Origin of the sequence: Mariniblastus fucicola (assembly GCF_008087665.1) — a bacterium.
GTDB lineage: Bacteria > Planctomycetota > Planctomycetia > Pirellulales > Pirellulaceae > Mariniblastus > Mariniblastus fucicola.
Genome location: NZ_CP042912.1, coordinates 5,383,148 through 5,405,425, shown reverse-complemented (window position 1 = coordinate 5,405,425; position 22,278 = coordinate 5,383,148). Strand labels below are relative to the sequence as shown.

Below are 22,278 nucleotides of genomic sequence, written 5' to 3'. Positions count from 1 at the left end.
AAGTTGTTTGACACAGGCCAGAAGCCACTCTCAAATACTGGTCCTTTCCGATTCAAGCTGGATGTTTCATTTCGAAAGATCCTCTGCGGGGTTACCCCGTGGTTTAACTGGACGTTGCAAACGCGTTTGCGTGAAAGACCGGGCGCCTACCGACGCCCCTGATTTCACTGCTGGCATGACACGTTGAATCGGAAAGGGTTTTCCAATGCTTCGAATTGTCGATGAAGTTTCCAGTCCCCAAAATCAGAACTCTTCTGCAACTGGCCAACCTTCTGGAAATCGAACCGGAGCAGCTGCGTTGGCTGGCCAACCCTTGCGGTCGACGAAGCGCTCCCGATTCCTGGTCCAGGCACTATCGAAGTCACTGGATCCGGAAACGCTCTGGCGGATGGCGGCTGATTGAAGCGCCTCGATCCAGACTGCGATATGTGCAACGGATTCTGCTCGACACGATCTTCAACGCAATGCCTCCGCATGTTCTCGCGTTCGGGTTTTGCCGGAACCGAAGTGTGATCGATTTTGTGAAACCGCATGTCGGCAAAGATGTATGTTGGCGCTTTGATCTGACCGATTTCTTTACTTCGGTAACCACTGGACGGGTGGCAGGGTTGCTGCGGAATTCTGGCTATCCTTGCGATGTTGCGAACAGTATTGCCATGTTGACGACGGTTCAAACGAGCCCTCGTATCCTTTCTGTCGAGCATCCTCGGGCGACCTTTAGCGTGCAGTCTCCGAAGCATCTTCGTCGGCATTTGCCGCAAGGTGCTCCGACGTCTCCGGCGATCGCGAACCTGTGCGCCTATCGACTTGACGCACGGCTTTCAGGTTTGGCCAGATCTGTCGGCGGAGTTTGCTACTCACGATATGCGGATGACATTCTGTTTTCCGGCGATTCGGATTTGGCGCGTCAATCAGGTCGGCTTCGGGCTCACGTCGGCGCGATCGCGATTGAAGAGGGCTTTGAAATCAACTATCGAAAAACCCGACTGGCACGGGCAAGCCAGCGGCAATTCGCAGCCGGAATCGTGCTCAACGAGAAACTGAATGTTCCGCGGGAGAATTTTGACAGGCTCAAGGCCATTTTGCACAACTGCGTTCGGAGCGGGCCAACATCCCAAAACCGGGATAACCATCCGGCCTTTCGGCAGCATCTCGAAGGACGCGTTCAGTGGGTGGAGATGCTGAACCGCGGGCGTGGCGAGAAGCTTCGAAAGCTGTTGGAGCGAATTGAGTGGTAAGCGAAATTTTCGATGACAAGGCGATGCACAGAAGCATGCGCAGGCAATCGAAACTCATCTCGCACGTCAATTTTCGAAGCTTGAACTGATACGATCAAACATCGTCATTGAAGTGCGCCAGAAGCTTGCGGCCTTGTACGATCGACCAAACCGTTTCGGCATCGATCGGTGCATTTGGGTTGCCGCAGCCAATCCAGAATTCGTCTTCTTCGTCGACCACCAGCGTTGCCGAACTGCCTTCAGTTTCACCGGATGCAAGCAGAATCCATTGCCCAAAAAAGTTGCCGACGAGTTCGACTTTTTCTACGACACCGTCTTCGATCCCTTGCATCCGATTCTCCAATGCGGAGATGTCATCCGGAGCGGCTGCCTTCGCCCGATCGATCGTGGTGACAAAGATTTCTTCGTGAACGGTTTGCCAACCCGCAAACGCGGCATACATGTCGTCCTGGCTGAGCCCGCGAAGGTCGGCGGGAAACGCATGAGTCATCGGACCGCAGATGCCAACGTTTCCGGGAGCGTCGTCTTTGAGTCCGTATCGATAGTCGAACAGGTAGCACTGAACCGGATGGTCGTAGCTGGGCCAATTCAGTTCGCGATTGTCAATCAGTTTGATCTCCGCCGGCGCGAAACCGACTTGTCGCGGATCGGAAAGCCAAATCGCCAGATGGCTTTCGGCCGTCGCGATCTCACCCTGCCACTCAAGCGAAACGTCTTTCAGGAAACCCAGTTCTTCCGCGTAATTCAACACGCGAAGCCGCGCAACCGGTTCCTCTGCCAGACTGATCAGCATTTCTTTGCCTTCTTCTTCGCCCAATCTCGCCAGCGCCGCGGACGCTTCTGTTTGCACGCGACGATGCTTGAGCGCCATCGCCTGGTGAAGTTTCGGTTTGGCCAAATCGGATTCCAGCAGTCCGAAGAAATCGCACAAACTGACGACGAGAGAAACGCTGTCGGAGATCTGCAAATTTAGCGTCAGCAAATCGACGTCCTTGCGAATGTTGCCTTCTTCGATCTTGCCAAGCTGCCCGATCAGCTGACCAAACAACGTCAGTAAATGGTCCAGCCGCGGTTCGGCAGGGTGCTTTGAAACTTTCTCAGAACGAAACCAAAAGTTGAACACGTCGAAAACCAGCGGAGCGATCTGCATGTGGCTCGTACCCTCGACCAGCAACTTTTCCTGCAGCCAGGGCGGTGGATCAAAATCCTTGTGCATCAATGGAGCAAAAGCCATCACCAAGCCAAGGCGATGTTCGGGAGGCTCCGTCGTGATCAACTCGGCCCACAGTTTCATCGCGTCCACGTCACCACTGGCTGCTATCCAGTGCAGCAGTTGATTCCGCAAATCCGCTTCGATCGGGGCGTTGCGATACAGCGATTCGACAGCGTTGAGCCTCGCGTTGGTCCACGCTTGTCCGGATGGCTTGGCAGAAAGTCGGTGGATCAGGATCTGAATGGAAGCCGCCGTATCGGCATTGGCCTGCGGTGCGTCACCAAGCGTTTCCACCAACGCAACAAGCAGGCTGTCAACGCCTTGAGGATCAAGTTCGGCAATCTGCGCAGATCGGTTCTCCAGTTGCCATTGTGTTTGCCTCGGGTCGCGAGAATTCAGAACGATGTCGAGCAGTTCAGTCAACTTTGGTCTCCGTTTGTGTCTGTTTCGATTCGGCTCTGGCGGCTTTTTCGCTTCTCGCGTCGAAAGTCGCGTCGAAAGTCGCGTCGAAAGTCGCGTCGAGCGTTTCGGTGGGCACCACCTCCAACGCCCTTTTTAGCGTTTCCACATTGGCGTCGGGCCCGTAGGAATTTTCCGCCAAAAATCGCTTCCACGCTTTGGTACCCTTCATGCCGTTGAACAGGCCGTGCATGTGCCTCGTGACGCGCGAAAGCCACTGATCGGTCGTCGAAAGAACGTGCTCAATGTAGGGGAACATGGCTTCGACCAGCTCCCGACGTGTCTTCAGTGTATCGTGTTGTTTCGCAAAGAACTGCTCGTCGGCAGTTGCAAACAGAAACGGATTGTCATACGCCGCGCGGCCGATCATGACGGCATCGACGTGCCGCAGATGCTCTTCCGCTTCGTCAAACGTCCTGACGCCACCATTGATCTCGATCTCCAGATCAGAAAGCTCAGCTTTAAGCCGATAAACTTCTTCGTATCGCAGCGGCGGTACGTTTCGATTTTGCTTCGGGCTGAGACCTTCGAGCCATGCCTTTCGTGCGTGAACGGAAAAGCGATCGGCTTTGGCCTGCGAAACCACTGTCACAAAATTCTTCATGTCTTCGTAGCGATCAAGATCATCGATACCGATTCGATGCTTGACGGTTACCGGAATGTCGACGACTATCTTCATCGCCTCGACGCACTCGGCAACACGCTCAGGTCGCGCCATCAAACAGGCACCGAACTGACCGTTCTTGACCCGATCGCTGGGACAGCCGACGTTAATGTTGACTTCTGTGTAACCCCATTGCTGTGCCAGTTCGGCACATTGAGCAAGTGCCTGCGGATCGTCTCCGCCAAGTTGCAATGCCAGCGGCAGCTCGTCGGTTGAGAAATCAAGATGGCGATTCTTGTCGCCGTGAATGATTGCTCCGGTGGTCACCATTTCCGTGTACAGCAACGTTTCGCGCGTGAGGAACCGCAGCATGAACCGGTAATGCCGGTCCGTGCAGTCCATCATCGGCGCAATGCTTAACGGGAAAATTGACATTGAGAAATCGGATCTGAGTTATTGAGTTCGGTAGCCGAAACGTTCCAGATTGAAGGCATCTGCCCCGCGGTCACCAGTCGGCTAGTCGCGTTTCGGGCGAAAGTCTATTTCGAATCTGACCGTTAACATAACCGCTGCTGCCGCGAGGCCAATGGTCAAGCCGAACCAAATTCCGCGACCTTCAAGCCCGATCAAAAATCCCAGTAGCAGACAGGCCGGAATTCCGATCAGCCAATACGCGATCAGTGTCAAAATCATGGCCGGGCGAGTTTGTTTGAGTCCACGAAGGGCATTTGAAGCTGCGACTTGCAGGCCGTCCGCGATCTGGAACAGAGCCGCGATCAGCAGGAACGAAATTGCCAGATTCATGACCGCTTGATGTTCCGGCAAACTCAGGTCAATGTAAAGCCCGACAACCTGCTTCCCGAAAAGCGTGAAGACGATTATTCCAGGTAACATTGCCAGTACGGAAAGGATCATGCCGACCCGCCCTGCCCTGCGCGCTCCTTCGCGATCTCCCGCGCCTGCGAAATTTCCCACGCGAACGCAAATCGCCAGCGCGATCCCCAGCGGAATCATGAATGTAAAGGAAGCCGACTGGAGCGCGATCTGATGTGCCGCCAGCTGTTGGCCGTCGTCCGGGAACATGCCCATTGCGTACGTTGCCAGGATGAACATGCAGCCTTCGAATACGACGGTCAGGCAAATCGGGATTCCGACTCGCATCAGCTCGGAAATCATCGCCGAGTCCGGACGATGCAGTTCGCTAAAAATTTTGTGCTCGCGGCGGCAATACCAAACATAACCCGCGGTGATCAGGCAGATCAGCGTATACACAATCGAGCTGGCGATTCCGGTTCCGACTAATCCCAGAGCCGGCAATCCATATCGGCCGAACATCAAGGCGTCGTTGGTGAAGATGTTCATGCCGACGCCGGCGAGGCTAATGAACAGGATCGGGCGAACGTGTGCGATGCCTTCGAGGAATCCACGCAGCGATACCGACAGCAGTGCCGGGAGTAGGCCGAATGAGATCGCGCGCAGATACTGGCTGCTCAGTCGGACGACGTTTTCCTTTTGCCCGAGTAATCTCAGAATCGATTCCGAATTCCAAAACAGAATGAATGCCGGAATGAAAGCGATTGCTCCGATCCAAAACCCCTGTCTGACAATCCGCGGAATGCGATCCTGTTGGTTTGCTCCGACCGCGTTGGCAACCAGCGGGTTGACCGCGTAGAGCACACCGGAAAATGTCATCAGGACGAAGAAGAACGTGGTGCTGCCGATCGCCATGCCGGCAAGTTCTTCGTCACCAAGCTTTCCGACCATGATCGTGTCGATCAACGACATCGTGTTCTGGGCAAGTTGAGCCATCACCAGAGGAGTGGCCAGCCAGATCAACTTTTTGAATTCGGTGAAATACAAGGTGGATTCGTTGGGTGTCGGGAATGACTTGCCGTGGCGAATTCGGCGTAGTCAGGCTGTTGTTAGGGCGTATCTGGTTGCATGAGCGGATGCAAACACAGGTTGGAAGTCTTTCCGATGGAAGCGATCGCGGTGCGCAGCCTCGGGGCAGAGACGCAGATCATACATCGGTTTGATACTGCGCCGACCCGGCGAAAAGTGCTGGCGTACGAGCTCTGAAGGACGACGAACTACTGGAGGTAGACGAACTCGTTGAGGTTCAGGGCCAGCAGGCAAAAGATGTTCAATGCTTCTTCAGGCTTTTTCTTCAAAGAGGATTCGTTCATCAAGGCAACCCCGCGATCAATTTCGACAGCAGTTGGTTCCCGTTGGAATACACGCCGCAACACGGCCGCAACCTGATCCTTCGCATCGGTGTGTTCTGCGCGAATCGAATCAGCAAACAACCTGGCCTGACGGTTGGTGAATTCGCTGTTGATCAAACCGATCGCCTGCGTGGGCTGTGTGGTGACGAAGCGAACCGGGCATGGGCTATCGTTGGTGGCCGCGTCGTTGGACTCCAGAATTGGCACACCCATCGAGCGTTTGATGTGAATGTAGAGGCTGCGGCGGCGGGAATCGACGTCGTTCGAAGTGTGCCAGTTCTTGCCTGGCATCGATTGCCCGTCGAGAACTTCCTGCGGCATCGGCGGATAAACGCTTGGCCCGTAAACCGTATCAAGATTCAGCTGTCCACTGACGAACAAAATCGAGTCGCGAATCTCCTCGGCCGTCAGCCGCCGTGGATTGAATCGCCAGAAATGATCGTTCTCCGGGTCGACGGCATACGAGTCGTCGCTAAACGTTGTGCTCATCTGATAGGCACGACTCAACATAATTTTTCTATGCATCGATTTGAGGCGCCAGCCGCCATCAACCAGTTCCGACGCCAGCCAATCCAGCAGCTCTGGTTGAGTTGGGGCCATTCCCTGGAACCCAAAGTCGCTGCTTGTGCGAACAATGCCGCGTCCGAAGTGATACTGCCAAAGTCGATTCGCCATCACGCGAGCCGTCAGAGGATGCTCCGGACTGGTCAGCCATTTTGCAAACGCCAAACGTCGTCCCGTGGTTTCTCCGTCCGCGGGAGGCACGATTTCCGGTTCCGGCGGTGACAGGACGCTGAGAAATTTTGGCGAAACGGATTTGCCCGGCGCGTGCGGGTTGCCGCGGATCATGACGAAAGACTCCGGCGGTTCAGCACCATGTTCTTTTACGCAAAGAATCTTGCGAATGCCCTGCGGCGGGTTCTGTGTCAGTTGACGCCACTGTTCGCGCAGCTTTTTGTACTCTGCGAACAATTCTTCGGTCAGCGATTTGCCAACGTACTTCTTCAGAACACGTTCACGATTAATGAGATGTTTGAACTCTTCGTGATCGACTGGCTCAAAGTCTTCTTTGACCGGAGTTGCAATCGCATCCATTCTGGCTTCAACGGCAGCGACTTCTTTTTCATGAGCGAGTCGTGTTGCGTCGTCGATTTTTCGCTCGTCCATCTGGGTCACAGATGCGGCCAAAACCGAATTGTGGTCGCGGACGCCATAACTGCGAACGTTCTGAAAGAACGAAACCATCTGGTAGTAATCGGCTTGTGGAATGGGGTCAATTTTGTGGTCATGGCAGCGTGCACAATCTACCGTCAGTCCCATCATTGATTGGCCGACGACCGCCACCATGCGATCCAGTTCGTCGTATTTCGCAAGCTCTCGGTCGGCAGGTTCATCGTCCCAGGAACCAAGCCGATAGAACCCTGTCGCGGTTACCGTGTCGATCGAAACTTCGGGCAGTTCATCGCCGGCAAGTTGTTCGGTCAGAAACTGGTCATACGGTTTGTCTTCGTTGAGCGAACGAATCACGTAGTCGCGATAGCCCCAAACAAAAGGCTTGGTGTCGTCCCGTTCGAAACTGTTGCTCTCTGCGTATCCGACCAGATCCATCCAGTGTCGTCCCCATTTTTCTCCGTAGTGAGGACTGGCCAGAAGCTCGTCGATCAAACTTTCCCACGCGTCTGGCGAATCGTCTTTAACGAATGCTTCGACCTGTTCAGGAGTCGGCGGAAGTCCCACCAGGTCGTACCAGGCTCGTCGGACCAGCGTTCGTTTGGTCGCGTCAGGAGCCGGTTGCAGGTTTTCATTTTCCAGCCCGGCCAGCAGGAAGGCATCGATCTCGTTTCGGCACCAGGTCGAATCTGTAACTTTCGGCACAGCAGGTCGCTCGACTTTTTGAAACGACCACCAGCTTTTGGTCTCGTCGTTGACTTGTGGAGGCCCGTCGGCATGATCCTGCTCCAGCTGAATTTCGTCGTCCGGATTCCACGGCAGTCCGAGCTCAACCCACTTCGTCAACACGGAAATTTCTTCGTCGCTCAACTTGCCTTCCGGAGGCATCTGGTAGGCGTCGTCTTCATAGGAGATCGTGCGTAGCAGCAGGCTGTCGCCCGGTGAGTCTTCATCAATCAGTGAACCTGAGTCTCCACCGGTCAGCATGCTTTCGCGCGACGCCAACGCAAGGTCGCCGCCAAGGTCGTCAGGATCGTCTCGGTGACACTCGAAGCAGTGCTGTTCAAGGATCGGTTTTACTTTGGCAGAGAAGAAATCCGCGCCGTCGTCCTGCGCGAACAGTGCACACGCCGAGAACATCGTGACCAGAGAAAAGGACAATGTCGAAAGGACAGATTTCATCATGGTTAATACGGACGATCGAAAGTCGCCACGCCTGGTTTGTCTTGAGCGGTTGCAGATTCGCTGCCACCGCGTTTTTCAAAATCGCTGTGCTTGCTACTAAAATACTAACCATCTCTCGCCGAAGCGGATTCGGTGCATCGAGACATTATCTACTGAAACTTTAGCGTTGATCTGAAATCGATGCAGATTGGTCCGAACGAAAATAACGGCAGTTTTCCGTTCCCGGGACGCGAGGCTGAGTCCATTGGCGAGTGATGTCGCGTACAGGATTCGTCAGGTCGCGTTGAGCGGTCAGGACCAGTAAGCCCCGATGAGGACCGGGATTCGGGCCAAGCAAGCCCGTAACGGGCGAAAACGTCGATGTTTTCGGCCTCAAATGCAAACTCGCGTTGACCGAAAGATGCTCCAGAGATAGCCTGTAAGCGAATAACGAGTGAAAATAACAATAGCATTTGCGTCCCAGACCCGGGGTGGGGAGACGCCACATCTTTTCCAGAAACAGACCTCAGTGACCAAGACTGCCCAAAAACGTAAACAGCGACTTTCTTTTGATACCCTTGGCCTTTCGAAATCGATGCTGAAAACGCTCGACCGAATTGGCTATGAAAAACCTTCTCCCGTCCAGGCCGGCGTCATTCCGCTTGTGATGGAAGAGTTCGACGTCATCGGACAGGCTCGAACAGGAACCGGCAAAACGGCTGCGTTTTCGATTCCGATTCTCGAACAGTTGGACATGGATGTCAGAAAGCCTAAACCGCAGGCGTTGATCCTTGCGCCGACTCGTGAATTGGCCGTTCAGGTCGAAAACGAGTTGCGACGATTGGCTCCCGATGATGTTCGATCCGTTTGCCTCTACGGCGGCAAGCCGATTCGCGGACAGATCAACCGGCTTAACGAGGGCTGTCATGTTGTCGTCGGAACGCCAGGACGCGTGATCGATCATCTGAATCGTGGAACGCTGAACATCGATCAGTTGTGGTTCATTGTGCTTGATGAAGCCGACCGAATGTTGGACATCGGATTTCGTCCCGACATCGAACGAATCTTGCGGCGTTGTCCGAAAGAGCGACAGACGCTGCTGCTGAGCGCGACGTTGCCGCCAGCAATTCTGGAGCTGGCACGGCGTTATATGTATCGCCCCAAAGTAATCAACTTTTCGAAGAACAATGTTTCTGCCGAAACGATTGATCAATATTTCATGACCGTGCCTACGGAAATGAAGTTTGAGGTTCTGGAAAAGCTGCTGCAACGCGAGGACCCGGATCAGGCGATCATTTTCTGCCGCACGAAACTTGGGACCGAGAGACTGTATCGCAAATTGCTCAAACAAACGGACTTTCAGGATGTCGGAACGATTCATGGTGACATGAACCAGTCGGCTCGTGATCGAATGATGAAAGGATTCCGGTCCGGAAAAGTTCGCTACCTCGTGGCGACAGACGTTGTGGGTCGCGGTATCGATATCACCAACGTTTCACACATTGTGAACTTCGACATTCCAACACTCAGTGAAGACTACGTGCACCGTGTTGGCCGGACGGGACGAATGGGTAAGACGGGCGTTGCGTTTTCGTTCGTGTGCCCCGATCAGGGAAGTGAGCTCAACGCGATCGAGCGTACGATCAACAAACAGCTCGAAAGCGATCCGATGCAGGAGTTTGTCGATGAACGGCGAGCGATTTTGTATCCGCATCAGGTGGCCGCTGAAAAGCGTAAGAAGTCGAAATCCAAATACCGGCGCGGTCTGTAGCATCTTTCTGAGTATGGTTCGTTGAACAAAACTCCAGTTGGTTTGCATTGGCCCGTCACTTGATTCCCGACATTCGCCAATCGATTTCTTCGCCCGAAACTCTGGGGCGTTGGCTGCGTGGTTGCGGGCTGCGAAACGTCGAACGTGGCGTCGCGAATCTTCAAACGATCGCCGGACTTGACTGGTCCGACGCGGAGATTTCCCGCTTTGTGTCGGTTTTGGCAAAGGTGCTGCCGGAGCTTTCTGATCCTGACCAAGCGCTCAACAATCTTGAGCGGTTGATTTCCGTTTCTGATTCGCTGGCCCAGAAAGTCTGCACGCTTTCTTCGCTGGCCACTCCTTTTCGAGGGCTGTTGACCTTGGTGTCCGACAGCCAGTATCTGTCGGACCTGCTGCGAGACGAAGAGAACTTTGATGTTGTCGCTGTCGGCAGATTTCAGCCGCTGTCGCGAAAGCTGATAGTTAGCACTGCCGTCGCGATGGTGGACGATGCCAAGGACGCCGCCGAAGCGATGCGGCGTCTGAGGAAGTTTCGGCAAAGGGAAACGCTACGTACGGCGTGGTGCGATCTGGTGTTGAACTATCGGATTGAACAAGTCACCGAACAGATTTCGGCGGTAGCCGCTGCGGTTTGCGAAGCAGCGTTGTTCTGGTGCCGGCGACGCCTGGTCGAAAAGTTTGGATCGCCATATTCCCAAAATGCCGACACCTGCCGCTACGTGATTCTCGCGCTCGGAAAACTTGGCGGCAACGAGCTCAACTATTCCAGCGACATCGACTTGATCGCAGTCTACGAGATCGAAGGAAAGATTCACGACAAAGCAGTTTCTTCGAATCAGGAATACTTCGCACAACTGACACGGGACTTTGTTCGCATGGTCGGCGAACCGACAGAACTTGGGTCCGCCTATCGAGTCGACATGCGATTGCGGCCATCAGGATCGCGAGGTCCGATCTGCAAAAGCATTGACTCAACGTTGCAGTACTACGACTTGCAGGGCCGAACGTGGGAGCGTCAGGCGATGATCAAAGCGCGTCCACTGGCAGGAGATCGTTCGCTGGGAAACGTCCTGCTCGATCGATTGCAGCCCTGGATCTTTCGCCCCAGCCTCAGTCGCACCGACATCGCCGGAATCAAATCTCTTAAACGGCAAATGGAACGGCGGACTCAGCAACAGGGAGAGGACCGAGTCGACATCAAAACTGGTTATGGCGGCATCCGGGATGTTGAGTTTGTGATCCAGTTCATGCAACTGCTAAACGGTTGGAATCTTGCCAGCCTGCGAACCGCAAATACGCTGCGAGCGATCGGACGGCTGGAGCGGGCGCAATGTTTGACTCACGAAGAAGCTGAGCTTTTGGCCGGCAACTATCGCTGGCTGCGGAAGCTCGAACATCGTTTGCAAATCATGCACAACCAACAAACTCACTCGCTCCCGACAGACGATGCGTCGCTTGATGCGTTTGCAAAACGAATGGGGATCCGCAAAAGCTCCACTTCCGGGACGCTGCACGCGTTTCGCGAAAAACTCGACGAAGTCACTCGGCTGAACCGCGTCATTCTTGATCATCTGCTGCACGGCGCGTTCGGCACATCAAGAGTTTTTCAGGACGCCGAAGCACCGGTTTCGGCAGTCGTTGACCTGATCCTTGATCCGGATCCGTCGCCCGAATTCGTTGCCGAAGTGCTTGAGCCGTACCAGTTTTCCGATCCGCAGACGGTTTGGAGAATCTTGATGGAACTGGCCGAGGAAAAGTCTCAATTCATTTCGTCACGCCGGTGCAAACACTTCTTCGCTTCCATTGCTCACTCGTTGCTCTCCGAAGTTGCCAGGACGCCGGAGCCTGATCGAACGCTGATTTCACTGGCCTCGGTAAGCGATTCCCTGGGGGCACGCGGCGTTCTTTGGGAGCTGTTCAGTGAAAGCCCACCGACGCTCAATCTGTACGTCCGGCTCTGCGCCTCAAGCGATTATCTGGCGACAATTTTGAAAACCAGTCCCGGAATGGTCGACGAGCTGATGGATGCGTTGCAGCTTGATTCGCTGCCTTCCCGCGAATGGTTGCAGCAGGATATGGATGAACTGTCGCGGGGCGCCGTCGAGATTGACCTGATCCTTTCGAGTTTCAAGAGCACGCAACATATGCGAATTGGCGTTCGCGATATTTTGAATCAGGACGAGATTGCCGATACGCATCGGGCTCTCTCGGACGTCGCTGATATTTGTCTTCAAAAAGTGACTTCGCAGCAAACCGAACGGCAGTTGAAGAAATTTTCGATCGACTGGGAAACGCCAGCATCGCATGCGGTGCCATTCGCCGTTTTGGGGTTGGGAAAGTTGGGCGGACGGGAGCCAAACTATCACAGTGATCTGGACGTTATCTTCTTTTACGACTCTGATCCGGAGTTTGAATCTCTTTTACCCAAAGGCACGTCGCCGCAGTCGTTCTTCAGTCAACTGGCTGCGGAAATCGTCAAAGCGATTGGCAAACAGGTGACCCACCGACGGCTCTACGAGATCGACAGTCGTCTTCGTCCTTCCGGCAAAAGCGGTTCTCTGGCAGTGCACGTCGAAGAGTTCGCGCGGTACTTTGATTCCGGTCCGGGGCAGCTTTGGGAGCGTCAGGCACTTTGCAAATCCAGGCCTGTTGCCGGGAATCCAGAATTGGGTCGGAAGATAATGGCCGAGGTGAGAAAAAATTTGACCCTGCCCTGCCCCGATTCACTGCGCGATGACATTTGGAAAATGCGACTGGCGATGCAACGGGACTCTCAACCCGGAAACCTCAAGCGTGGTCACGGAGGTACGGTCGACATCGAGTTCGTTGTGCAGATGCTGCAGCTTGCTCATGCTGATGCAAATCCGGAAGTCCTGACCCCTGGAACGCTCAACGCGATCGAATCGCTAAGCGTCGCGGGGCTGATGAAGCCGGACGATGCAGAGTTCTTTCGTGAGCAGTATCAGTTTTTGAGAAGCGTTGAGTCCGGATTGCGTTTGATGAATACGACGGCCAGGCATGATCTTCCGGAAAATGAAAGTCAGCTTGAGCGACTTGCGCTACTGCTGAACTTTTCCAATGGTGGCAAGCTTTCATCGAAAGTCAGTGAATGCCGCGAGGCCGTTCGGCAGCGAGCCGAATCTTTGTTCAGGATCACTTAGCCACTACAGCCCGTGAGTTCGCAAGTTGTTACGCTTCACAAAACGGACAAAGTTCTGGGCCAGATAGGTTCCCATGTTTTGTTCTCGGGCACGAACCAAAATCTGCCCCGCCTGCCCAGGAAGTAGCGTTTGGCGATCTGAACGCGCCAATTCAATCTCCAGCGGCACGCGAGGTTCGGTCAGCTTCATCTCGCCGTTGTTGGATTCGGACGAATCTTCCACCTGTTCCCTCGGCACCACGGCCAGCGGACCACCCGCCGTTGCGGCGAAAGCTTCGTGAGGCAAATCGTCCCGAGCCCGAGGGTGAACATGTTTGATCTGTCCGGCGATCAGTTCATCTTCACTGCGTCCCCAAATGCGGAGTTCCACTTCGACAGCATCGCGCTGTTCAATCCATTCGATGTCCTGCTGCCGCGTAAGTGCAATCGCGTGAATTTTTTCATCGTTGCCAATTGAGAGGATTTCGTCACCGGGACGAAAGTACTTTCCCGTGTCCGCGTGCAAGTCCGCTGCCAGAACTGTGCCGCTCTGCGTTGCCACCACGTTGAGGTTCGCGATCTGCTCTTCCAGTTCTCGGCGACGTTTATGCATCGACTCGATGGCTTCATTTTCCAACTTCAGCTCCCCGAGCTGTTCTCGGGTCAGCAAAGCTTGTGCACGGATCGTGGAGATGCGAAGGTCGATCAGAAGCGATGTCAAATCCAGCTGTAGCTCCGGATTCTCGAGTGTCATCAACAAGTCACCTGCTTCAACCCATTGACCGTCAGTGACGTGGATCGTGTTCGCAAAACCGGATGCCTTCGCTCGCACCACAGTCAGCGGATCGTAGTCGATAACAATCGGTGCCGACACAACCGACGGCGCCGGACAGAGCATCAAAAAACCGACCAGACATGCGGCCGTGATTGCAGAAGCTGTCGCGAACCAGACGCGATTCGGATTTTCCGTTTCCGTGCCGTGAATCACGTATTTGGCAAGCTTCCAAACCGGGACTCCGATCCAGAGCAGCAGTCCGATGATCGCGATGATTAACCCGAATCCTTCCAACAAACTCGACGCCCCGAGTGAAAGCCCAACAGCGATGGAGAAGAACCACATCATGGCCAGTACTCCGTAAGTTTTCACGAAGAATCCCCGGAACCCAGTCTCCTTGACCGTCGGTTTTTGGCTGCCGAAGAACAACCGCTTGAAGGCGCCTTTGAGCCATTGGCGTCCGTGCGTTGACAGATTCGGAATCTCCAACCAGTCGGACAACATGTAGTAACCGTCGAATCGCATCAGCGGATTGACGTTGAACAGCAGCGTCAACAGCGTCGCCGTAATGATGACGTTGCCTGCATGGTACTGCAGCGGTCCAGGCGAACTGGAAGCCCAAACCAGACAGGCGATCGCCGCGATGAAAATTTCGCTGATCATTCCCGCGGCTGAAGTCAAAATCCGCTGCCACTTGCTCGGAAAACGCCACGAACTGGTGACGTCGACGAAAGGCATTGGAATCAACAGAAGAACAAGAATCCCGCACGATTTGACTCGTCCACCGAACTTCTTACAGACGACTCCATGAGCGACTTCGTGAATCAGTTTGAGCACCAACGACGTCAACGCGATCCACAGCAGGTCGCTGGCCGAGAACGAGCTGACGCGATTGACGAAGAACTGATCCCAGTTCATCAACAGTTGAAAAAAGCCGGCGATCACCACGACCAGCCACAACAGAAAACCCATTGGGCTGACGAGAAAGCCGAAGAGTTTGGCAGCTTTTTCGATCATTTGATCGGGATCGAACAGCGGAATACGAATCATCATCGGATTCAGCCACGAAACAAGTTGCTGTTTCTGAATCTGTTGATGCTGTTCTTTTCGTCGCGCGGCTGAGTTGCCGGATTCGGTTTCGACCAATCCCGATTCGATCGCCCATTTGCAAACGTTCGCCGCCTCTGATTCCTCGATCGCATGCTCTCGCAGCAGCGTCGCCGTTTTCATCAAAGCCGTGCTGACGGTACGCTGTCCGTCGAGCATTGTAAGAAAAGTATATTGTGGCAATCCGAGTTGAAAGAATCTTCCGGTGACTTCATCTTCGCAGATCCATGACACGCTGTTGCCGGACTGGCGCATGTCAAAACGCAGCGACTCTTTCAGTTTGAGTCGTGCCTGACCGAATTCGAGTGTGGAATCTTGAAGCATGTTTGATTCGTTGGTTTGTTGGAATGACCTTCGTCTAACTTGGTAGAGGCGATCTAAAAATAGGAGAAGTTTGCTTTTAGCCAGTTGATTGGTTTGTGAAACAACGACCACCCGAGACTGCGTTTCTCACAATCGATGCGAACGGTCCCTTTCATGCCTGGCCGAAGCCGTTCGTCCTCGTTGGGAAACTCCACTTCGGCAACGAAAACGTTTTTGGCGTTTCGAGTCGTGCTTCTTGGGTGAATCTTGAGAATGCTGCCTTCGATGACTTCATTTTCCTGCCCATTGATCCAGATGCTGACCGGAAATCCGGGCTTCGTTTGAGCCACTTCGTTCGCCGGAATTTCGATTTCGATTCGCATTGGCTTCATCGGGCCGATTTCGAAAAGCGTCTGGCCAGTCTCGACCGAAGCGGCTTCGGCACGTTCCAGTGAACCGCTCAGGACGATTCCGTCGATCGGACTACAAACCTGCAAATGTTCCTGCTTGTACTTCAAGACTTCTTCTTTCGATTGCAACCGGTCATGCTCCAGTTCGGCAAGCTTTACCTTGGCGATGTTACGCTCGGACAACTCCATCTGCCGTGACGTGATTGACTGTTCACGCTCGGCCGAAACACCAAACAGCTCCCAGCGGATCGAGCGACCGTCCAGCTCTGCGAGCAGTTGGCCCTTGGTGACAAAGTCCCCTGCTTCGACATGGCCTTCGATAATTTGGCCAGCAAAAGGAGCCACTGCGAAGCGACGCGACACCGGTTCGGTAATCGCAGAGCAGCGAACTCGATACGTGACCGGCAGCATCATCAGCAGCACAAAACCGAACACGGCAGCCAAGGCGATAGCGCCGGGCATCGAGTGCATTTTCTCCAGCACCCACGATTTGGCTCGCGAGAGCTTTCCTTTTTGTCGCTGTTTGGCTGAACGGAGTGCTGCTGCGAGCGCGGGCGCCGACGTGGCGACAAATCGTTGAAACGATTCCGACTGCAGCTGACTTTGCTCGCCGACGAAAACGATCGAGCCGATTTCCTCTCCGTCTTCCGCGACCAGCGGTTGGCTGAATGCCGCTTCTGCTTGCAAGTTCGAAGCCAGTCGACGGTGCGACTGAAGCAGAAAATTGTTCTCCTGATCCACAGCAGGAAACAACCCCGGTTGTTTTCGAGTCTGACTTTCCACCATCGCCTGCAGCCAGCTTCGGCTGATTTCCGATCCCGGATCCATCTTGCTGACGCCGGAAATAGCCTTCAAGGTCATCAGGTGCCTGTCCAGCATACCAATCGCCGCGCTGGCGACCGGTAGGTGATTCGCCATCAGGTTCGCAGTTTCCTCAGCCGCCAGATTTAGCGTTTCTCGTGTTTCGATTTGCGAAACCATGGCGATGATCGAAGCCAACGAGTGGACTTGCCAGTTCGCATCCTGGGCTGCATTCGCGTTAATCCACAATCGCATGGCCGAAGCGATTCGAGTCAGCCGCTGGGTTGACTCGACGATTGAAGCTTCCGTTGTTGACAGAATCAGCATCAGCTCCGCAGCATCTTCGTCCCGATTCAGGGGAATCGAAAACATCAGGACGCCTTCGAGCGTCTCGCAAGCCCACGTCTGGATTTCTCCCGAGCGCAAAAACGTCTCACACTGCTGAGAAAATCCCTCATCGAAAAACGAAGCCGATGGAATCTTCCCGATGGTTGGTTTCTGTTTGGAGAGGTACCAATGTTCCTGAGATTGCGCCGCGACGAAGCCGCCGATGCCTCCCACAGATCCGATCGCCAACTGCAATAGGCCTGACAGAACCTGAAACTCGCTGGTTCCGGCAGAGATGATCGCCAGAGCCTGTTGTTCCAGGTTAGGTTGAGGTTTCTGCTTATGCTTTGACTTCGAAACCTGCCGGCTGAACTTTTTGTGCAGCGGAACTTGCGTCGAATGCGAAGTCGAATTGTCGGTAGGGAATGTTGTCATGGATTCGCGTTCGTTGGAGGGCTATCGAAGTTTTGCGGAACGGTCAGCGACCGACGCGGTTTCGGATTTCCAGTAGCATGCGATGCCGCTTTGGATAGAAAGATCGCTGTTTTCCAGGACTACGTCCAACCGCCCCAGTCCGCTGTCCGGGTCGATGACGGGCGAGACAAAGCTGATGATGCCTTGTGTCGATTTTCCGTTGGTTCCCACTTCCAACGGCACCCGATCGCCTACTTTGGAATTCCTGAGAGTCGCCGCATCGAGGTAAAAGCGAACTTTGAGTTGGTCGACGCGAACGATCGTGGCAAACTGCGGTTCGTTGTGAGAAACGTTTTCGCCAGGTTGCTTGTGGATCTCGGTCACGAAACCATTGATCGGGCTTTTGATGATCCGGTCTTCGATTTGTGCCTTGATACGATTGACTTCCAGTGCCGCCAGATTCAACTCGTCCTCGGCCGCACGAAGTTCCGCAACGGCCTGCTGCTGTTCGGCTGTCTTTTGCTGCACTTCGTATTTGTTCGTGTGTCCACCCGAAACGAGCGACGTGACCGCGTCGAGCTGTGACTCGATGAGACTCAGTTGCGATTTCGCAGCGTCCAGGCGTGCCGTCGATTCCGCTTTGGCGACAGCAATTGCCAACGACTCTTTGAGCACGTTGTGGTTGATGGAAGCCAACGCGTCGCCGATGCGAACACGATCCCCTTCGCGAACATGTGCGCCCGCCACGATGCCGGATTCCGCGCTCGCCGCGACGCATTTCTCGATCGGTTCGGTGAAAGATCGCGTGATTCGGCCCTCGTGCATCTGCGCGTTGGCGCAGGACGCGGCTGCCGCGACAACGATGATGAATGGGATGGTGAAAACTGGTTTCATGGTTCTTCCTGAGTTCAGTTGAAAACCCGGTTTAGTCTTTCTCGATCGATTCTCTTACCGAATCCATCCAACGATCCCGGAGGATCATCTGCTGTCGACGGTCGAAGTTTCTTTGTTCGATCGATTGTTGCAACGCCCGTAGCTCACGCGAAAAATCTCTCGATTCTCCGTCAGCACCGGCGTCACGTTTGATCTGATTGGGAAGCGACGACTGAAAGTCCGTCAGCAGGGAATCGTCTGCGGCGACGAAGAATTGAGCCGATCCTGGTTGGCCCTGTCGCGCCCCGCGTCCGATTAGTTGACGGTCAATTCGTGGCGACTCGTTCGGGCTAACGGCGACAACGTGCAGTCCGCCAGCGGCAAGGGCACGGTCGTCCGGTTTGATGTCGGTGCCTCGGCCCGCCATGTTGGTGGCGATCGTGATGGCGCCTGCTCGGCCGGCTTGAGACACAATTTCGGCTTCGTCGCCGTCCTGAACTCCGTTCAGCAACACCGCGTTGATGTTGCGGGATCGAAGTGCCTGATCGATTTCCAGGCTTTCCCGAATGGTCCTGGTTCCGATCAGAATCGGTTGGTCTTTTTGATGCCGATGCCAAACATCGTCAGCGATCGCTTTTGCTTTCGATGCCGCATCAGTGAAGAAACGGGTTCTCTCGATGTGTCGCTGAGATTTTCGATTTGTCGGAATGACGACGATTGGACATTGGTAGATGTCCTTGAACTCATCCGCGACTGACTGTGCCGTTCCGGTCAGTCCGGCGATTGAGTCGTACATTTGCAGATAGCGCTGCCGGGTGATCGTGGTCGTTGATTCACGCGCCGGTTGCATCGTCAGGTTTTCTTTGACTTCCACGGCTTGGTGCAAACCGGATTGCCAGGTTCGGTCTGGCAGAATCCTGCCGGTGTACTGATCCACCAGTTGGATTTTGTCGTCCAGCACGACATAGTCCACATCGCGCTGCAATATTATTTGTGCCCGGATCGCATTGGAAATATAGGACTTCCAGGGGCGAGCCAACAACAGGTCGCGGTGGTGGGCGATCTTCTCGTGCGCGGCCAGGTTGGCGCTTTCGGTGACCTCGATCGATTTTTCGGGAAGCTCGATCGTGTAGTCGGTTCCCTCTACCAGTTCGGCGGCAATCTTCTTTGCCAACTGATACGGCACAGGGTCCTGTGTCTGTTTTCCAGGCAAGCTGATGATCAAAGGAGTCATCGCCTCATCAATCATCACACTGTCGGCTTCGTCGATAATCGCGACATGATGGTCGGCCGGTTGGATCAGCTTGTTGCCGCGCTCCGCACCCCGTATTCGATTGATGACTTCCCGACCAAGTCGCCGTTTCTTTTGTTGTCGCAGTTTCATCTGGTCGTGCAGGAAATCAAATCCAAACTGATAGCCCGGCCCATAAACAATTTGCTTTCGATATGCCAACCTGGACGCTGCTTCATCGCTCTGTTGCGGTAGCTTGCCATGCGTCAGCCCCAGCCGATCAAAAATTGGAGCCAGTTCGTCACAGTCGCGGTCAGCGAGGTAGCTGTTGGTGGTGCTGACATGGACTGACGGAACGTCCAGCGCTCGCAAAGCCGCAATGCAGCCAGTGACGACCGTTTTTCCTTCACCGGTTTGCATTTCGATGATGGCTCCCGTGCTGGCCGCGCCGATCGCCTGGACCTGGACGTCGAACAGACGAAAGCCCAGCGAACGGAAAACGCACTCGGCAATCAGGCCCGCGAACTCGACTCGAACCCGGTCGCGCTCGCCGCGGGTCGAAGCGGAATAGCGTTCCTGAATTGAGTCGGACTGCAGCTTCAGCGCTGCATCGCTCAGCGACGCAAAGCTGGATTCTGCCTGGCGGACATCCGAAACCCAGTGGTGTTTTCGAAACGCCTGACGACGCAGCCACGAAAATGGCGAGCGACTTTTGGACGCCGAGATCGAATTAGGCATGACGACTCCCGACTAGTATCTGGGAAGATCGGAGAAGACTGGACCGTCAGGCTCCGTTTTGACCGTGTCGGAGGAACCTGCCGACGAGCCGCGCCACGGAGAACGTGGTCCAGCGTCAGCATTGAAAGAACCATCTGCGACACGAACACCTTCATCGCTATCCGAATTGACGACGACTGAATCCCATTGTTTCGAAGCAGGAGTCGGTGTCACGTTCAGGTTAGGCGCCGGAGCCTGCCCGGTGAAAATGTTCATTGACTCGCCCGCCTGAGGGACCATCTGGAATGTTTCCATCGGCACCGACTGGGCTTTGTCGATCACAATGTCGTTGCAACCTTGTCCGTTACAGCTTGGTGATACTGAGATGGCTTCTGACTGTAGCAGAGTGCCGTTGGCTCGCTTCATGTTCACCATCGCCAAACTGTAAGTCAGTCGAGCGGTCACGTATTCGCGCTCCGCCGCGGTGACTCGTTCCTGAGCACGCAACAACGACTCCAGGTTCAGCGAAGAAGTTCCGCTTCCGTCAATCATTCGCTGCCAACGCTGTTCGATCGTTGTCACCTCTGCTTCGGCTGCTGCCAATGCACGGCTCTTCGCCGTAATCTCCCGGCGAGAAGTGTTGAGCTCACGAACCGCGATGTCGACTTCCGTTTGCACCGCCTGCAAAGCTCTCGCATATTCACTTTGCAATCGTTCCAATTCGTGTTGACGGCGGCAGACTCGAGCTTTCGCCAATCGGTTTCCGACCGGCAGTTCGTATTGCAGCCCAACCGAGTAGCTGGGGCGGCCAACCGAAAACTGATCCGTGAACGCTTCGCCAAAATCGCTGTCGCCCTGCAGTCCGGACAGATAGCCCTGAGTTACCAGATTCAAAACTGGCATCAATTCGTGCTGAGCCACGCCGAGTCTTAGTGAGCCCGCTTTGACTTGCTGGACCGCGGCGCGAACTTCGGGGCGATTCTGGATCGCGATTTGTATTTCGTTCTGCAAATCCGTGTGATATTGGAAAGTCGGCAACGGCTCGACAGGGATCAGTTCCATCTGATCGGAGTTTCCAAGTTCCTGTGCGTTGATCATGCCACGCAGTCGCGTCTCCGAATTGGTGACTGCCGTTTGTGCCCGGATCAAGTCAGCTCGGCGGTTTTCCAAAGCACTTGCTGCCAGAATAAGTTGCGTGCCTTGCGTGTCGACAGTTTGCCGCGCCGAAAGCGTCTGGTAGATCTCCTTCGTGCGAAGATAGAGCCGAAGTTGATGAGCCAGAACGGCTCGTTCAAGATGCAGATTCCAGTAAGCTCGCGTGATCTCCAGCAATTCGTCCTGCAACGTTGCAAGAAACTCGTTGTTGGCAACTTCGGTGTCGACTTGTGCGAGAAACACGATCGCATTGTTGTATGCAGCACCGCGGCCTCGCATTAGCGGATGCGTGTACGACATGGTCAGCCGGCCCGTCGCCTGGTCGTTGGGGATGAAGAACTGCGAGTTGTTGTCTTGCCATCCGAATCGTTGCGAAATGTCCAGTTGTCCACCACTGCGAGTTGTTCTCCTTGCGCCACCGGTGCCCTGAAAAACCGTGTCGTTAAAACGGTTCTGGTTTCCGCCGACAGTCAACGAATTGCTGACGGGTTCACTGGTATCGTTCCACGCCGTGTTCAAATAGCGGACCCAATCAAATGCCGAATCGGCTTCCTGAATCGCCGTCTCCCGGATCAGTGGATCTGCTTTCGCGATCTTGATTTGGTTGGAGTGATGAACGGCCAGGTACAGGATCGTATGCAGGTCAGTCGGTAGCGGTTGGACTTCTCTGAGCGAGTTCTGAACGTGGCGATCCCACCACGAATTCACCAGTGGCTTTTGCGCCGCGGCAACAGCTTCAGCATTCATGTCGCGAAAAACCTGAGTCGCGTTGAAATCCTTGAACGCATCCTGTCCGCGAAGTTTGGCTTCGTTAAAAATCACCACGAACAGAATCAAGCCAACGAAGATTGCTGGCATGGTGTAGGGCTGCAGCGAGTAAAGCTGTATCGATTGCGTCAACTCAATCGGTTGGGCAGGCTTTGTGCGGATGGTTGGGTGATCAGGCATAGTTGTCTGTTAGGGCAGGACCGCGGATTCGATTTGGAGGGTTGCTCCGATTGTTCCATCGTCAAAAGGAAATCCCTGTTCCAGTTAAATCGGCTGCAACGATCATGCGACGCCAATGCCGCCCGCATAATCGTTACAAACTGAACTTGGGGTGCCTTCGTCATATGGCTGCACTGTTTATTTCGATGAAAGCGAAGTCTACCAATGTGCATTTTGGTCCGGTCTGCGCGCATC

12 protein-coding genes are annotated in these 22,278 nt (G+C 54.5%); 3 read left to right on the top strand and 9 right to left on the bottom strand.

The features are described 5' to 3' along the window. The first annotated feature begins 221 nt into the window (after window positions 1-221). Window positions 222-1,238, top strand: coding sequence for a reverse transcriptase family protein (locus MFFC18_RS20155; RefSeq protein ID WP_075084072.1), 1,017 nt, complete (start codon window positions 222-224; stop codon window positions 1,236-1,238). 94 nt (window positions 1,239-1,332) lie between these two features. Here MFFC18_RS20155 and MFFC18_RS20150 read toward each other — a convergent pair whose 3' ends face one another. From MFFC18_RS20150 to MFFC18_RS20135, 4 genes are all read right to left on the bottom strand, one after another. Next, the gene (locus MFFC18_RS20150) at window positions 1,333-2,874 is read right to left on the bottom strand and encodes a hypothetical protein (protein ID WP_075084073.1); all 1,542 of its coding nucleotides are present in this window, start codon (window positions 2,872-2,874) and stop codon (window positions 1,333-1,335) included. Continuing rightward, a complete protein-coding gene (gene dusA / locus MFFC18_RS20145) occupies window positions 2,867-3,949 on the bottom strand; it encodes a tRNA dihydrouridine(20/20a) synthase DusA (protein ID WP_075084074.1) in 1,083 nt (360 codons plus the stop codon). The genes MFFC18_RS20150 and dusA overlap by 8 nt, the downstream gene beginning before the upstream one ends. Before the next feature lie 81 nt (window positions 3,950-4,030). Then, window positions 4,031-5,374 carry an MATE family efflux transporter gene (locus tag MFFC18_RS20140; protein WP_084417028.1) on the bottom strand — a complete coding sequence of 448 codons (1,344 nt, stop codon included), beginning with the start codon at window positions 5,372-5,374 and terminating at the stop codon, window positions 4,031-4,033. A 230-nt stretch (window positions 5,375-5,604) separates the two neighbouring features. Beyond that, a complete protein-coding gene (locus MFFC18_RS20135; RefSeq protein WP_084417029.1) occupies window positions 5,605-8,094 on the bottom strand; it encodes a PSD1 and planctomycete cytochrome C domain-containing protein in 2,490 nt (829 codons plus the stop codon). A gap of 508 nt (window positions 8,095-8,602) precedes the next feature. Here MFFC18_RS20135 and MFFC18_RS20130 point away from each other — a divergent pair. Both MFFC18_RS20130 and glnE read left to right on the top strand, forming a co-directional pair. Next, window positions 8,603-9,844 (top strand): DEAD/DEAH box helicase, encoded by a 1,242-nt coding sequence (locus MFFC18_RS20130; RefSeq protein ID WP_075084077.1) that lies wholly within the window; start codon window positions 8,603-8,605, stop codon window positions 9,842-9,844. Between the two features lie 47 nt (window positions 9,845-9,891). After that, a complete protein-coding gene (gene glnE / locus MFFC18_RS20125) occupies window positions 9,892-13,005 on the top strand; it encodes a bifunctional [glutamate--ammonia ligase]-adenylyl-L-tyrosine phosphorylase/[glutamate--ammonia-ligase] adenylyltransferase (RefSeq protein ID WP_084417030.1) in 3,114 nt (1,037 codons plus the stop codon). Between the two features lie 3 nt (window positions 13,006-13,008). On the opposite strand, the gene MFFC18_RS20120 is transcribed toward glnE, so the two are convergent. From MFFC18_RS20120 to MFFC18_RS20100, 5 genes are read right to left on the bottom strand one after another with little or no spacing between them, the layout of a single operon-like run. Continuing rightward, window positions 13,009-15,189: an efflux RND transporter periplasmic adaptor subunit gene (locus MFFC18_RS20120; protein ID WP_075084079.1), complete on the bottom strand. Its 2,181-nt coding sequence runs from the start codon at window positions 15,187-15,189 to the stop codon at window positions 13,009-13,011. A 53-nt stretch (window positions 15,190-15,242) separates the two neighbouring features. Further along, a complete protein-coding gene (locus tag MFFC18_RS20115; protein ID WP_075084080.1) occupies window positions 15,243-17,141 on the bottom strand; it encodes an efflux RND transporter periplasmic adaptor subunit in 1,899 nt (632 codons plus the stop codon). A 21-nt stretch (window positions 17,142-17,162) separates the two neighbouring features. Further along, window positions 17,163-18,014 (bottom strand): efflux RND transporter periplasmic adaptor subunit, encoded by an 852-nt coding sequence (locus MFFC18_RS20110; RefSeq protein WP_075084081.1) that lies wholly within the window; start codon window positions 18,012-18,014, stop codon window positions 17,163-17,165. A 31-nt stretch (window positions 18,015-18,045) separates the two neighbouring features. Beyond that, window positions 18,046-19,962 (bottom strand): preprotein translocase subunit SecA, encoded by a 1,917-nt coding sequence (locus MFFC18_RS20105; protein ID WP_075084082.1) that lies wholly within the window; start codon window positions 19,960-19,962, stop codon window positions 18,046-18,048. A 12-nt stretch (window positions 19,963-19,974) separates the two neighbouring features. Beyond that, a complete protein-coding gene (locus MFFC18_RS20100; RefSeq protein ID WP_075084083.1) occupies window positions 19,975-22,044 on the bottom strand; it encodes a TolC family protein in 2,070 nt (689 codons plus the stop codon). Window positions 22,045-22,278 lie beyond the last annotated feature (234 nt).

Bases quoted from the DNA above. Each gene is read 5' to 3' on its own strand.
- MFFC18_RS20105 (WP_075084082.1), bottom strand. From the start codon at position 19,962: ATGCCTAATTCGATCTCGGCGTCCAAAAGTCGCTCGCCATTTTCGTGG.
- MFFC18_RS20120 (WP_075084079.1), bottom strand. From the start codon at position 15,189: ATGCTTCAAGATTCCACACTCGAATTCGGTCAGGCACGACTCAAACTG.
- dusA (WP_075084074.1), bottom strand. From the start codon at position 3,949: ATGTCAATTTTCCCGTTAAGCATTGCGCCGATGATGGACTGCACGGAC.
- MFFC18_RS20135 (WP_084417029.1), bottom strand. From the start codon at position 8,094: ATGATGAAATCTGTCCTTTCGACATTGTCCTTTTCTCTGGTCACGATG.
- MFFC18_RS20115 (WP_075084080.1), bottom strand. From the start codon at position 17,141: ATGACAACATTCCCTACCGACAATTCGACTTCGCATTCGACGCAAGTT.
- MFFC18_RS20155 (WP_075084072.1), top strand. From the start codon at position 222: ATGAAGTTTCCAGTCCCCAAAATCAGAACTCTTCTGCAACTGGCCAAC.
- MFFC18_RS20100 (WP_075084083.1), bottom strand. From the start codon at position 22,044: ATGCCTGATCACCCAACCATCCGCACAAAGCCTGCCCAACCGATTGAG.
- MFFC18_RS20110 (WP_075084081.1), bottom strand. From the start codon at position 18,014: ATGAAACCAGTTTTCACCATCCCATTCATCATCGTTGTCGCGGCAGCC.